Source organism: Streptomyces nigra (genome assembly GCF_003074055.1).
In the GTDB taxonomy this organism is placed as follows: Bacteria; Actinomycetota; Actinomycetes; order Streptomycetales; family Streptomycetaceae; genus Streptomyces; species Streptomyces nigra.
The window spans coordinates 6429607-6442897 of the sequence record NZ_CP029043.1 but is presented as its reverse complement, the minus strand read 5'-3'; the positions used below and the strand labels follow the sequence as shown (position 1 = coordinate 6442897).

Annotated in this window: 12 protein-coding genes; 6 read left to right on the top strand and 6 right to left on the bottom strand. The window is 72.4% G+C overall.

Going from position 1 to position 13291, the window contains the following annotated elements; genetic code table 11:
• Nucleotides 1–44: 44 nt before the first annotated feature.
• Together DC008_RS29600 and idi are read left to right on the top strand one after the other, a co-directional pair.
• The gene (locus DC008_RS29600; RefSeq protein WP_108709586.1) at nucleotides 45–980 is read left to right on the top strand and encodes a cation diffusion facilitator family transporter; all 936 of its coding nucleotides are present in this window, start codon (nucleotides 45–47) and stop codon (nucleotides 978–980) included.
• Between the two features lie 127 nt (nucleotides 981–1107).
• Nucleotides 1108–1701, top strand: a complete 594-nt coding sequence (gene idi / locus DC008_RS29595; protein WP_055619163.1) for an isopentenyl-diphosphate Delta-isomerase — start codon at nucleotides 1108–1110, stop codon at nucleotides 1699–1701.
• A 29-nt stretch (nucleotides 1702–1730) separates the two neighbouring features.
• On the opposite strand, the gene DC008_RS29590 is transcribed toward idi, so the two are convergent.
• Nucleotides 1731–2246 carry an ATP-binding protein gene (locus DC008_RS29590; protein WP_108710925.1) on the bottom strand — a complete coding sequence of 172 codons (516 nt, stop codon included), beginning with the start codon at nucleotides 2244–2246 and terminating at the stop codon, nucleotides 1731–1733.
• Between the two features lie 280 nt (nucleotides 2247–2526).
• On the opposite strand from DC008_RS29590, the gene DC008_RS29585 reads away from it, so the two are divergent.
• Nucleotides 2527–3282: an enoyl-CoA hydratase/isomerase family protein gene (locus tag DC008_RS29585; protein WP_108709585.1), complete on the top strand. Its 756-nt coding sequence runs from the start codon at nucleotides 2527–2529 to the stop codon at nucleotides 3280–3282.
• Here DC008_RS29585 and DC008_RS29580 read toward each other — a convergent pair.
• Nucleotides 3269–3904, bottom strand: a complete 636-nt coding sequence (locus DC008_RS29580; RefSeq protein WP_108709584.1) for a DJ-1/PfpI family protein — start codon at nucleotides 3902–3904, stop codon at nucleotides 3269–3271. The genes DC008_RS29585 and DC008_RS29580 overlap by 14 nt on opposite strands.
• Before the next feature lie 27 nt (nucleotides 3905–3931).
• Entirely contained in the window at nucleotides 3932–4891 is a 960-nt protein-coding gene (locus DC008_RS29575; protein ID WP_108709583.1) for a GlxA family transcriptional regulator, read from the bottom strand.
• A 112-nt stretch (nucleotides 4892–5003) separates the two neighbouring features.
• Here DC008_RS29575 and DC008_RS29570 point away from each other — a divergent pair, with 112 nt between their 5' ends.
• From DC008_RS29570 to DC008_RS29565, 3 genes are all read left to right on the top strand, one after another.
• On the top strand, nucleotides 5004–5873 hold the full coding sequence (locus DC008_RS29570) for an SCO6745 family protein (RefSeq protein ID WP_108709582.1): 870 nt from the start codon (nucleotides 5004–5006) through the stop codon (nucleotides 5871–5873).
• A 98-nt stretch (nucleotides 5874–5971) separates the two neighbouring features.
• The gene (locus DC008_RS35550) at nucleotides 5972–6103 is read left to right on the top strand and encodes an LPFR motif small protein (RefSeq protein WP_256959483.1); all 132 of its coding nucleotides are present in this window, start codon (nucleotides 5972–5974) and stop codon (nucleotides 6101–6103) included.
• Between the two features lie 98 nt (nucleotides 6104–6201).
• Complete coding sequence (locus DC008_RS29565; RefSeq protein WP_108709581.1) at nucleotides 6202–8589, top strand: Tex family protein; 2388 nt, start codon at nucleotides 6202–6204, stop codon at nucleotides 8587–8589.
• Between the two features lie 46 nt (nucleotides 8590–8635).
• Here DC008_RS29565 and DC008_RS29560 read toward each other — a convergent pair whose 3' ends face one another.
• The 3 genes from DC008_RS29560 to DC008_RS29550 form a co-directional block, all read right to left on the bottom strand.
• Complete coding sequence (locus DC008_RS29560; protein WP_108709580.1) at nucleotides 8636–10276, bottom strand: ABC-F family ATP-binding cassette domain-containing protein; 1641 nt, start codon at nucleotides 10274–10276, stop codon at nucleotides 8636–8638.
• Nucleotides 10277–10337: 61 nt separating this feature from the next.
• Nucleotides 10338–11360, bottom strand: coding sequence for an oxidoreductase (locus tag DC008_RS29555; protein WP_108709579.1), 1023 nt, complete (start codon nucleotides 11358–11360; stop codon nucleotides 10338–10340).
• A gap of 154 nt (nucleotides 11361–11514) precedes the next feature.
• Nucleotides 11515–13221: a BCCT family transporter gene (locus DC008_RS29550; RefSeq protein ID WP_108709578.1), complete on the bottom strand. Its 1707-nt coding sequence runs from the start codon at nucleotides 13219–13221 to the stop codon at nucleotides 11515–11517.
• Nucleotides 13222–13291: the final 70 nt, after the last annotated feature.

The window sequence follows — 13291 nt, the reverse complement described above, 5'->3', positions numbered from 1 at the left end:
GACGGGCGGCTGCGACCGCCGTACGACCAGAAGGGCGGCTTCCCATGGGGGCTGGGCACGACCACGGGCACGCGCACGGGCCCCCGACCGGTACGGCGGCCGCCGCCTACCGGGGGCGGCTGCGGATCGCGCTGGGGATCACGCTCGCCGTCATGGTGGTGCAGATCGTCGGCGGGGTGGCCGCGGACTCGCTGGCCCTGGTCGCGGACGCGGCGCACATGGCGACGGACGCGGTGGGCCTCGCCATGGCCCTGCTCGCGATCCACTTCGCGAACCGGCCGGCGAGCACGACCCGCACCTTCGGCTTCGCCCGCGCGGAGATCCTCGCCGCCCTCGCCAACTGCCTGCTGCTGCTCGGCGTCGGCGGATACGTCCTGTACGAGGCGATCGAGCGGTTCTTCACACCGGCCGGCACCGAGGGCGGTCTGATGATCGTGTTCGGCGCGGTCGGCCTGGTCGCCAATCTGATCTCGCTGTCCCTGCTGATGCGGGGCCAGAAGGAGAGCCTGAACGTACGCGGCGCCTTCCTGGAGGTGGCCGCGGACACTCTCGGTTCGCTGACGGTGATCGTCTCCGCTGCTGTGATCCTGGGCACGGGCTGGCAGGCCGCCGACCCGATCGCCTCCCTGGTCATCGGCGTGATGATCGTGCCGCGCACGCTGAGGCTGCTGCGCGAGACCCTGGACGTCCTGCTGGAGTCGGCGCCGAAGGGTGTCGACATGGACTCGGTGCGGGCCCACATCCTGGACGTGGACGGGGTCGAGGACGTCCACGATCTGCACGCGTGGACGATCACCTCGGGGATGCCGGTGCTCTCGGCCCATGTGGTGGTGCGCTCCGACGTCCTGAACGCCATCGGTCACGAGAAGGTGCTGCACGAGTTGCAGGGCTGCCTCGGCGACCACTTCGACGTGGAGCACTGCACCTTCCAGCTGGAGCCGGCGGGGCACGCGCAGCACGAGTCCCGGCTCTGTCGCTGACCGGTCGGAACAGGCGTACGGCCCCCGGCGGGCGGTTCCCCGGCCGCCGCGCCGGGCACGATCACTTGCCGGGAGTGTCTGATTCGTACGGCACACTTGGGGCGCAACACCGATGTGAAGGATGGGTATGCCGATCACACCTGCCACCTCGACGCAGAGCCCGTCGAAGGGCGCCGCTGACGCGATTCTGCTGGAACTGGTCGACGAGAACGGTGTGACGATCGGCACCGCGGAGAAGCTCGCCGCCCATCAGCCGCCCGGGCAGCTGCACCGCGCCTTCTCCGTGTTCCTCTTCGACGAGCACGGCCGGCTGCTGCTCCAGCAGCGGGCGCTCGGCAAGTACCACTCCCCCGGTGTCTGGTCCAACACGTGCTGCGGTCACCCCTACCCCGGGGAGGCACCCTTCGCGGCGGCGGCCCGGCGTACGTTCGAGGAGCTCGGCGTCTCGCCGTCGCTGCTGGCCGAGGCGGGCACGGTCCGCTACAACCACCCGGACCCCGAGTCGGGCCTGGTGGAGCAGGAGTACAACCACCTGTTCGTCGGCCTGGTGCAGGCCGCGCCCCGGCCGGACCCGGAGGAGATCGGGGAGATCGCCTTCGTCACGGCGGCCGAGCTGGCCGAGCGGCACGCCAAGGAGCCGTTCTCGGCCTGGTTCATGACCGTGCTGGACGCGGCCCGTCCGGCCGTCCGCGAGCTGACGGGCCCGTCGGCCGGCTGGTGACACCCCCGCCGGGCCCGTCGGGGCCCGGCCTAGAGGTAGCGCTCCGGGACCGGTTTGAGGGGGACGGCGGCCCAGATCACCTTGCCGCCGGTCGCCGTGTGCTCGACGTCGCAGACGCCGCCCGCCTCCCGGGTGATCTCACGGACCAGGAGCAGCCCCCGGCCCCCGGTCTGGCCGTGGTCGGCCTCCAGGGCGGTCGGCCGGTAGGGGTGGTTGTCCTCGACGGACACCCGCAGCCACTCCGCGCCGACGGCGACCTCCACGGCGAGCATCGGGGACAGCAGCGCCGCGTGCCGTACGGCGTTCGTCACCAGCTCCGAGACGATCAGCAGCAGCCCCTGGACCAGATCGTCCGGGACCGGTACGCCCTGGCGGTACAGCAGGTCCCGCACGGCGTGCCGTGCCTGCGGGACCGACGCCTCCACGGCGGGGGCGGTGAACCGCCAGACGCCTTCGTACGGCAGTGGGTCCGGCGGCCGCGGCTCGAGGGAGTCCTCCGCGCCGCCCGCTGGGCGTGGGCCGGACCCGCGCCCGTGGTTCTCCATCGTCCGGTCGCCACCCTTGCGCTCGATTGTCACCACACGTCGAGTGTTGGGAACGCATCGGTCCGGACCGTACTACTGAACAGAAGTCAGCAGGTATCGAGCGTTTGTGACCGTTGGCGTATGACACGGTCAGATGTGGGACCACTGTTGACCCACCGGATGCCGACTTGGCGAACTATTCGGGTTGTACGGGTTTGGGCACGTGCGCGGCGCCGGCCGTCCCCCGGTCGCAGGACCCTCCGCGCGGGGCCGTCCGGCGCCGGTGGATAGCATCCGGCGCATGGAGCCCCAGCTGCTGCACCGTGTCGCCGACGCGGTCGCCACCGTCGTCGTCCACCATCCGGCCAAGCGCAACGCGATGACGGCCGGGATGTGGCGGGCGCTGCCCCCGCTGCTCGACTCCCTGGCCGCCGACCCGGCCGTCCGGGCACTGGTGCTGACCGGCGAGGGCGGCACCTTCTGCGCGGGCGCCGACATCTCGACACTCCAGGGGTCTCCGGAGGAGGCGCAGGAGCTGGCCGTGGCCGCCGAGGAGGCGCTGGCGGCCTTCCCCAAGCCGACGCTGGCGTCGATCCGCGGGCACTGCGTGGGCGGCGGGTCCCAGCTTGCGGCGGCCTGCGACCTGCGGTTCGCGCAGGAGGGCGCCCTGTTCGGGGTGACGCCGGCGAAGCTCGGGATCGTCTACCCGGCCTCCTCCACCCGGCGGCTGGTGTCGCTGCTGGGGCCGGCCACCGCCAAGTACCTGCTGTTCTCGGGTGAGTTGATCGACGCGGACCGGGCGCTGCGCACCGGTCTGGTCGACGAGGTGCTGCCCGAGGGCGAACTGGACGCGCGGGTCGCGGAGTTCTGCCGGACCCTGGTGTCGCGGTCGCAGCTGACGCAGGCCGCCGCCAAGGAGTTCGCGAACGGGCGCGCCGACCGCGACGGCCACTGGGCGCAGCGGGCGCGCGAGAGCGGCGACACCGCGGAGGGGGTCGCCGCCTTCCTGGAGCGCAGACAGCCGCGCTTCACCTGGACCGTGCCTACACCAGGGTGAACCGGCTGTCGGTGCGGAACTCCTCGACGAGGTGCGCGGGCGCCTTCAGCGGCGAGCCGGCGTCGTAGGGCGGCTGCGGGTCGTACTCGGTCAGCAGCTGGACGGCCTGCGCGTGCTCGTCGCCGGCGACCCTGCCGACCAGGGTGAGCGCCATGTCGATGCCGGCGGAGACGCCGGCCCCCGTGACGTACTTGCCGTCGACGACGACCCGGTCGGCGGTCGGTTCGGCGCCGTACTGGGGCAGGAAGTCCAGGGTCAGCCAGTGCGAGGCGGCACGGCGGCCCCGGAGCAGTCCGGCGGCGGCCAGGAGCAGCGAGCCGGAGCACACGGAGGTCGTCCAGACGGTCGTGGCGTCGGCGGTCCTGAGCCAGTCCAGCAGCTTCTCGTTCTCGAGCTCGGTGAAGGTGCCGGGGCCGCCGGGTACCACGACGACGTCGGGGTGCGGCACGTCGGCCAGCGCCCGGTCTGCCACGAGGCTGAGGAAGCCGGTGTCGGCGCGGACCGGTCCCGCCGTCTCGGCGACGAATTCGACCCGGGCGTCCGGGATGCGGCTCAGCGCCTCGTAGGGGCCGACGATGTCGAGGGCGGTGAAGCGGTCGTACAGGACCATCGCGATGTGCATGACGTTTCCTTTCGGGTGGGGCGCGGTTCAGGGCGTGGACGCGGGGCGGAAGCGGCGGCGGTACTCGGCCGGGGACACCCCGAGGGTGCGGACGAAGGCGCGGCGCATGGCCTCGGGGGTGCCGTAGCCGCCGGCCCGGGAGATCTCCTCGATGCCGTCCGTGGTGTCCTCAAGGAGCCGGCGGGCGTGTTCGAGGCGGACCCGGTCGACGTACCGGCCGGGTGTCGTGCCGGTCTCGTGCTGGAAGGCGCGGGCGAAGTGGCGCGGGGAGAGGCTGGCGCGGGCGGCGAGCGTCTCGACCGCGAGGTCGGCCTCGGGGTGCTCGGTGATCCAGCGCTGGACCTCGCGCAGCGGCTCGCGGCGGGCGGTCTGGGCGGCGAGCTGGGCGCTGAACTGCGCCTGGTTGCCGGGCCTGCGCAGGAAGACGACGAGGTGGCGGGCGATGGCGAGGGCGATGTCCCGGCCGAGGTCCTCCTCGACCAGCGCGAGCGCGAGGTCGATGCCGGAGGTGACCCCGGCGGAGGTGGACACCTGCCCGTCGCGCACGTAGATGGGGTCGGGCTCCACGGCGACCGCCGGATGGTCGCGGGCGAGCTTGTCGCAGTACGCCCAGTGGGTCGTGGCCCGGCGCCCGTCCAGGAGGCCCGCGCCGGCCAGCAGCAGGGAGCCGGTGCAGACGGAGACGAGGCGCTCGGCGAGGCGGGCGTGGGCGCGCAGCCAGTCGATGAGCGCGGGGTCGGGGTCGCGGGTGCCCTGACCTCCCGGGACGACGAGGGTGTGCGCGTCGAGCCCGTCGCCGAGCGCCTGGTCCGGTACGAGGGTCAGGCCGCCGGAGGTGCGGACGGGGCCGCCGTCCAGGGAGGCCGTACGGAGGCGGTAGGTGCCCGGACGGTAGGTCTCGGCCCCGGCGAAGACCTCCAGCGGACCGCTGACGTCCAGGCTCAGGACCCCGTCGAAGAGGACGAAGAGAACGGTTCGCTGGTCCATGCCCTCGATTCTTCGGGGCCCGGTGGACGTCCGCAATGACGAGGAACCCACCTTTCCGGCCATGGCGGACACGCCTCTCGGCGACGTACCAAGCGGTTGGTAACCTCGGGCCATGACTACTGCCGCCCTGGAGCCGCGTGCCGGCCGCCGCTGCCAGAACATGCTCAACTCCCTGCACTCGACGCTGTACTTCGCGCCCGAGACGCGTGAGGAGCTGGGCGCGCTCGGGATCACGCACCCCAAGGCCGTCAACTTCGCGGTGCGGGCGGCGGCGATGGGCCCCGTCGGCGCGGGCCCGGTCACGGCGGCGTTCTACAACTACAAGTACGAGGCCGTCGCCCGGCATGTGCCCGCCGTGTGGGAGGTCGCCTCGCCCGAGGCCGTCCTGGCGGCCCGCTCGCGCGCGGTGGACCGGACGCTGCGCCGCCTCCTCGGCGAGGACGTGGTGACCTCGGCGGAGATGGCCGAGGCGGCCCGGCTCGCGCTGCGCGCCGGCGAGGCGTGCTCCCGCAGCGCCCGGCCGCTGTACTCGGCGTACGCGGACCTGCCCGTGCCCGAGCAGCCGCATCTGGCGTACTTCCACGCCACGACGCTGCTGCGCGAGCACCGGGGCGACGGGCATCTGGCCATGCTGATGTCGGCGGAGCTGGACGGCCTGGAGGCGGTCGTGACCCACACCGCGACCGGCAAGGGCATGACGCCGAAGTGGGTGTTCGCCACCCGGGGCTGGTCCCAGGAGGACTGGGACGCCGCCTGCGGACGGCTGCGGGAGCGCGGTCTGCTCGACGACGCGGGCGAGCTGACGCCCGAGGGGGTCGCCCTGCGCACGGAGATCGAGGCCGGCACGGACCGCCTCGACCGGGCACCGTACCGGCACCTCGGGGCCGAGGGCGTGGCACGGCTGACGGAGCTGGGCGCCGGATTCGCGCGCGCGGCGGCCGGCGCCGGGGCGTTCCCGGCGGATCTGCTCGGCAAGGGCTGAGGCACCCGGAGCCGCCCCGCGGGCATGACGCGCGCGCAGCGAGGTACCCGTGCACCCGACGGCCGACCGGCGGCCGCCTGAGGAAGGGTGTGAACACCGTGTTCCGTGCCATCGCAGACGTCCTGCGCCAGATCGGCGGCGCCATCGCCACCGTGGTGACGCTTCCGTTCCGGGCGCTCGCCCGGCTGTTCGGCGGGGCGTCGGGCAGCGCCCGCGGCCGCCGGGCCTGACCCCGCCACGACGGGCCCGGGGCCCGCCCTGATCCCCGGTTGTCGGCGTCACCTGCCACAATTGCCGCGCAACCTCAGTCAGAAGGCGGGACGGGATCGTGACGACACCCCTCGTAGGGTCCATCGAAGGCAGGATCGCCGCGGAGCTCGGCGTACGGGAGCGGCAGGTGAAGGCTGCCGTGGAGCTGCTCGACGGCGGTTCGACGGTGCCTTTCATCGCCCGCTACCGCAAGGAGGCGACCGAGACCCTCGACGACGCGCAGCTGCGCACGATCGAGGAGCGGCTGCGCTATCTGCGGGAGCTGGAGGAGCGGCGGACGGCGATCCTCGACTCGGTGCGGGAGCAGGGCAAGCTCACCGAGGAGCTGGAGGCGCGGATCCGCGGCGCGGAGACCAAGGCCCGCCTCGAGGACATCTATCTGCCGTTCAAGCCCAAGCGGCGCACCAAGGCGCAGATCGCCCGTGAGGCCGGTCTCGAGCCGCTGGCGGAGGGGCTGCTCACCGATCCGACGGTCGACCCCCTGGCCGCCGCGTCCGCGTTCGTGGACGCCGACAAGGGCGTGGCCGACCCGCAGGCCGCCCTGGACGGCGCCCGGGCGATCCTGACGGAGCGCTTCTCCGAGGACGCCGACCTGATCGGCGAGCTGCGCGAGCGCATGTGGACGCGCGGGCGGCTGGCCGCGAAGGTCCGCGAGGGCAAGGAGGAGGCGGGCGCCAAGTTCGCCGACTACTTCGACTTCGCCGAGCCGTTCACCGAGCTGCCCTCGCACCGGATCCTGGCGATGCTCCGCGGTGAGAAGGAGGAGGTCCTCGACCTCGTCCTGGAGCCGGAGGAGCCGGCGGACGGACCGTCCTCGTACGAGGGGATGATCGCGCACCGGTTCCAGATCGCCGACCGGGGCCGCCCCGGCGACAAGTGGCTGCTGGACACGGTCCGCTGGGCCTGGCGCACCCGCGTCCTCGTCCATCTCGGCATCGACCTGCGGCTGCGGCTGCGCACGGCGGCCGAGGACGACGCCGTCGGGGTGTTCGCCGCCAACCTCCGCGATCTGCTGCTGGCCGCCCCGGCCGGCACCCGGGCCACGCTGGGCCTCGACCCCGGCTTCCGCACCGGTGTGAAGGTCGCCGTCGTGGACGCCACCGGCAAGGTCGTCGCCACCGACGTCATCCACCCGCATGTCCCGGCCAACCGCTGGGACGAGGCCATCGCCAAGCTGGCCCGGCTGGCGAAGGAGCACGCGGTCGAACTGGTCGCCATCGGCAACGGCACGGCGTCCCGCGAGACCGACAAGCTCGCCGGTGAACTCATCGTCAAGCACCCTGAGCTGAAGCTGACGAAGGTGATGGTGTCCGAGGCGGGCGCATCCGTGTACTCGGCGTCCGCCTTCGCCTCGCAGGAACTGCCCGACATGGACGTGTCGCTGCGCGGCGCGGTGTCGATCGCCCGCCGGCTGCAGGACCCGCTGGCCGAGCTGGTGAAGATCGACCCGAAGTCGATCGGTGTCGGCCAGTACCAGCACGACCTGTCCGAGGTGAAGCTGTCGCGCTCGCTGGACGCGGTCGTCGAGGACTGTGTGAACGGCGTGGGTGTGGACGTCAACACGGCGTCGGCGCCACTGCTCGCGCGGGTCTCCGGCATCACCTCGGGACTCGCCGAGAACATCGTGTCCCACCGGGACGCCAACGGCCCCTTCACGTCGCGTTCGGAGCTCAAGAAGGTGGCCCGGCTGGGCCCGAAGGCGTACGAGCAGTGCGCGGGCTTCCTGCGCATCCGCGGCGGCGACGACCCGCTGGACGCGTCCAGCGTCCACCCCGAGTCCTACCCGGTGGTGCGGCGGATCGTGAAGACGTCCGGCCAGGACGTGGCCGCGCTGATCGGCAACACCGGGGTGCTGCGCTCGCTGCGGCCCGACGACTTCGTGGACGAGACGTTCGGTCTGCCGACGGTGACGGACATCCTCAAGGAGCTGGAGAAGCCCGGCCGCGACCCGCGCCCGGCCTTCCGGACGGCCACCTTCAAGGAGGGCGTCGAGAAGATCTCCGACCTCACCTCGGGGATGATCCTGGAGGGCGTCGTCACCAACGTGGCGGCGTTCGGGGCGTTCATCGACATCGGCGTCCACCAGGACGGCCTCGCGCATGTCTCCGCGCTGTCGAAGACGTTCGTGAAGGACCCGCGGGACGTCGTGAAGCCCGGCGACATCGTCAAGGTGAAGGTCCTCGACGTGGACATCCCGCGCAAGCGGATCTCGCTGACGCTCCGGCTGGACGACGAGGCCTCCCCGCAGGACCGGCAGGGCGGCGGTGAGCGCCGGCAGCGCGGCGGGCGTCCGCCGCAGCAGCGTCAGCGTCAGGGCGGCGGCGGCCAGAGCGGCCGCGGTGGCCAGGGCGGTGGCTCGCGGCAGGCTCCGCCCCCGGCCAACAGCGCGATGGCGGACGCCCTGCGCAAGGCGGGTCTCCTCGGCGGGAAGAACGGCAAGCGCTGAGCGGCGGGTGCCGGGGTGGGCGGGACTTCCGCCCACCCCGGACCGCTCAGCGTTCCGTCACCTTGCCGTCGGCGACCTCCAGGCGGCGGGTGACGTGGACCGCGTCGAGCATGCGGCGGTCGTGGGTGACCAGCAGCAGGGTGCCCTCGTAGGCGTCCAGGGCCTGCTCCAGCTGTTCGATGGCCGGCAGGTCGAGATGGTTGGTGGGCTCGTCCAGGACCAGGAGGTTGACCCCGCGGCCCTGGAGGAGCGCCAGCGCGGCGCGGGTCCGCTCCCCCGGTGAGAGGGTGACGGCCGGGCGCAGGACGTGCTCCGACTTCAGGCCGAACTTCGCCAGCAGGGTGCGCACGTCGACCGGATCGGTGTCGGGGACGGCCGCGCGGAAGGCGTCCAGCAGGGACTCCTCGCCGTGGAACAGCTTGCGTGCCTGGTCGACCTCGCCGATCAGGACGCCCGCGCCGAGGTGGGCCTGCCCGGCGTCCAGCGGGACCCGGCCGAGCAGGGCGGCCAGCAGGGTGGACTTGCCCGCGCCGTTGGCCCCGATGACCGCCACCCGGTCCGCCCAGTCGATCTGGAGGGAGACCGGGCCCAGGGTGAAGCCGGAGCGGCGGACCTCGGCGTCGCGCAGGGTCGCGACCACCGCGCCGGAGCGGGGCGCCGACGCGATCTCCATGCGCAGTTCCCACTCCTTGCGCGGTTCCTCGACGACCTCCAGGCGCTCGATCATGCGCTGGGTCTGCCGGGCCTTCGCGGCCTGTTTCTCGCTGGCCTCGCTACGGAACTTGCGGCCGATCTTGTCGTTGTCGTTGCCCGCCTTGCGCCGGGCGTTCTTCACGCCCTTGTCCATCCAGGACCGCTGCGTCTGGGCGCGGTCGTGGAGGGCGGCCTTCTTGTCGGCGTACTCCTCGAAGTCGTCGCGGGCATGGCGGCGGGCCACCTCGCGCTCCTCCAGGTAGGCGTCGTAGCCGCCTCCGTAGAGGTTGATCTGCCGCTGCGCCAGGTCGAGTTCGAGGACCTTGGTGACCGTGCGGGTGAGGAACTCGCGGTCGTGGCTGACGACGACCGTGCCGGCGCGCAGGCCGGTGACGAAGCGTTCCAGCCGCTCCAGGCCGTCCAGGTCGAGGTCGTTGGTGGGCTCGTCGAGCAGGAAGACGTCGTAGCGGGAGAGCAGCAGCGAGGCCAGTCCGGCGCGGGCCGCCTGGCCGCCGGACAGGGACGTCATGGGCTGGTCGAGGTCGACGGCGAGGCCGAGGGAGTCGGCGACCTCGTCCGCCCGCTCGTCGAGGTCGGCGCCGCCGAGGCCGAGCCAGCGCTCCAGGGCGGTCGCGTACGCGTCGTCGGCGCCGGGCGCCCCGTCGACGAGGGCCTGGGTCGCCTCGTCCATCACACGCTGGGCCTCGGCGACCCCGGTGCGGCGGGCCAGGAACTGCCGGACGGTCTCGCCGGGACGGCGCTCGGGCTCCTGCGGGAGGTGACCCACGGTCGCGGCCGGCGGGGACAGGCGCAGTTCGCCCTCCTCCGGGGTGGCGAGGCCCGCGAGCAGGCGCAGCAGAGTGGACTTGCCGGCGCCGTTGGCCCCGACCAGACCGATCACGTCGCCGGGAGCCACGACGAGGTCGAGCCCGCTGAACAGGGTGCGGTCGCCGTGGCCGGCGGCGAGGTTCTTGGCGACGAGGGTGGCGGTCACAGGGAGCGATCCTAACGGCCCGGCCCGGCAGGGGGCGCCGGGATGATCCCGCCGGGGTGCGTCAGCGGGCCATCGGCTCCACGAGGACGCTCCCCGACGTCCGGGCGACCACGAACGCCTCGCCCTTCACGGCTTTCGCGTCCAGCGGGATGCGGTGGCGGCCCGGCTCCAGGACTCCGTCGAAGACCTCGTGGGTGTGGGCGCGGTACAGGCGGTCGAGGCGGTACGCGGTGAGCTGGACCCGGCACGGGGAGGTGACCTCGACCCCGGCCTCCCCGTCGGCGGCCACCAGGCGGGTCAGCCGGCGCCGGTCGAGCGGACTGCGGTCCAGGGCGTGCTCGATCTGTGCGACGAGCAGCGGCACGATCGGCGCGAGCCCGTCGACGTACGTGACGTCGACCCCGGCGTCGGTGAACGCCCGGCGGATCCGGGCGCGCTGCTCCTCGCCGACCGCGCGCCCGAAGGCCACGGCGCCGTAGGCGCGCAGTTCGTCGGCGGGTACGCCGTCGACGTCGTCGGTGATGTCGGCGCCGACGCCGATGGTGCGCAGGGCGGCGGCGAGCCGGGCGAGCAGGGCGACCCGGGCGCCGACGAGGAGCACCCGGCGGCGGGGTGCCTCGGCCGCCTCGCGCAGCAGGGCGCCGAGGGCGGCGCGGTACTCGTCGCCCTGGAAGCGGAACGGGCCTATGCCGTGGTAGCCGTTGAGCTCCAGGTCGGCGTGTTCGTCGGTCTGCCAGGCGAAGTCCTGCCAGATGTAGTCGTCGCCCTCCCGGGCGATGGCCGCGGTGACGGCTCCGCAGGCGAGGTCGGCGCAGTCGGGGCAGCCGTAGATGACGTACCGCCCGCCGGGCAGCGGGGCGTCGGCCTCCAGCAGCAGGCTGCGGACCTGGGCGGTGAAGATGGCGGGCGGGACGTCGGAGGCGAGCGGGGAGACGGCGTCGAGGTCGGAGAGCTGGAACAGCAGCGGGCGCCCGTCGACGATGAAGTCGACGAAGTCCCGGTGCACCTGGAAGACCCCGTTGGCGAGGACGCCACCGGCACGCATCGCCGGTGCCAGGCCGAAGGTCGCGTACGCGGCAGACATGGTGTGAGTATCCCCAGAGCGGGACCGGTATGAGCGCGGCATGACATATTCCGCTCTGTCCGGTTCGGGGGGCCGAACGCACGCGCGGGCGTGAGGGGTTGGGCGGGGGCGCGCGGGAGGCGGACGGGCCGCCTCCCCCACGTCGATGCGCCCCTCAGCCGTGGTCGTGACCCAGGGGGTCTCCGCTGGTCTCGGTACCGGGGCCCGGGCCCACCTTGATCTCGAACTCCCCGTCGTACCGCTTGTGTCCCTCGATCACCGCGAGGTCGACGGCCTCGGAGCCGATCTCGCCGCGCACGATGACCGGGTCCTGCCGCAGATCGCGCATGAGGGCCACACACATCCCGATCATCACCAGGACGAAGGGTGCCGCCGCCAGGATCGTGAGGTTCTGGAGTCCCGTCAGGGCGTCGCCCTGGCCGCTGCCCACGAGCAGCATGATGGCCGCCACGGCACCGGTGACAACACCCCAGAAGACGACGACGAAGCGGCCCGGCTCCAGGGCGCCCTTCTGGGAGAGCGTCCCCATCACGATGGACGCCGCGTCGGCTCCGGACACGAAGAAGATGCCGACCAGGATCATCACCAGCAGGCTGGTGACGGTGGCGATCGGGAACTCCTGGAGGAGGCCGAAGAGCTGGCCCTCGGGGGTGTCCTTCCCGGCGAGACCGCCGCCCTCCTTCACCTTCATCGCGGAACCGCCGAAGATCGCGAACCAGACGAGGCTGACCGTGCTGGGCACGAGGATGACACCGCCGACGAACTGCCGGATGGTGCGCCCGCGGCTGATGCGCGCGATGAACATGCCGACGAACGGCGTCCAGGAGATCCACCACGCCCAGTAGAAGACCGTCCAGCTGCCGAGCCACGCGGCGACCCCCTCGCCGCCGCTGGCCTCGGTGCGCCCGGCGAGCTGGGGCAGATCGCCGAGGTAGGAGAAGACGGAGGTGGGCAGCAGGTCCAGGACGATGATCGTCGGGCCCGCGATGAACACGAACACGGCGAGGATCAGGGCGAGCACCATGTTGATGTTCGACAGCCACTGGATGCCCCGCTCGATGCCGGAGACGGCCGAGGCGACGAAGGCCAGCGTCAGCACCGCGATGATCGCGACGAGCAGACCGGTGCTCACGTCGTCCATCCAGTCCAGCTCCTGGAAGCCGGAGCCGATCTGCAGGGCGCCGAGGCCCAGGGAGGCGGCGGAGCCGAAGACGGTCGCGATGATCGCGAGGATGTCGATCACGCGTCCCGTGACACCGTTCGCGTGCCGTTCCCCGATCAGGGGGATGAAGACCGCGCTGATCGTCTGGCGCCGGCGCTTGCGGAAGGTGCTGTAGGCGATGGCGAGCCCGACCACCGCGTAGATCGCCCAGGGATGCAGTGTCCAGTGGAAGAGGGTGGTGGCCATCGCCGTCTCCATGCGCTCACCGGAGTTGGCGGGGTCGGTGCCCGGGGGCGGTGTCGTGTAGTGCGCGAGCGGCTCGCTGACGCCGTAGAACATCAGGCCGATGCCCATGCCGGCGCTGAACATCATGGCGACCCAGGACACCGTCTTGAACTCGGGCTCCTCGCCCTCGGCACCCAGGTGGATCCGCCCGTACCGGCTGATGGCGAGCCAGAGCGCGAACACCACGAACGCGGAGGCGGCCAGCATGAACGCCCAGCCGCCGTTGTGGATCAGGCCGTCGAGGAGCGTCGAGGACGCGCTCTCCAGCGAGTCCGTCCCCGTCGCTCCCCAGATCACGAAGGCCAGGGTGATGGCCGCGGTGACACCGAACACCACTCGGTCGGTACGGCGGGCGGAAGCGCCCGCGGGCGTTTCCGGACCCTCACCGCCTCTCTGCTTCAGATCGTCAGTCATCTGCGGCACCTTCCCCTGGAAACGGTGGATACGCCGGTCACCACGTGTTTTCCAGGACCTACCACAGAAA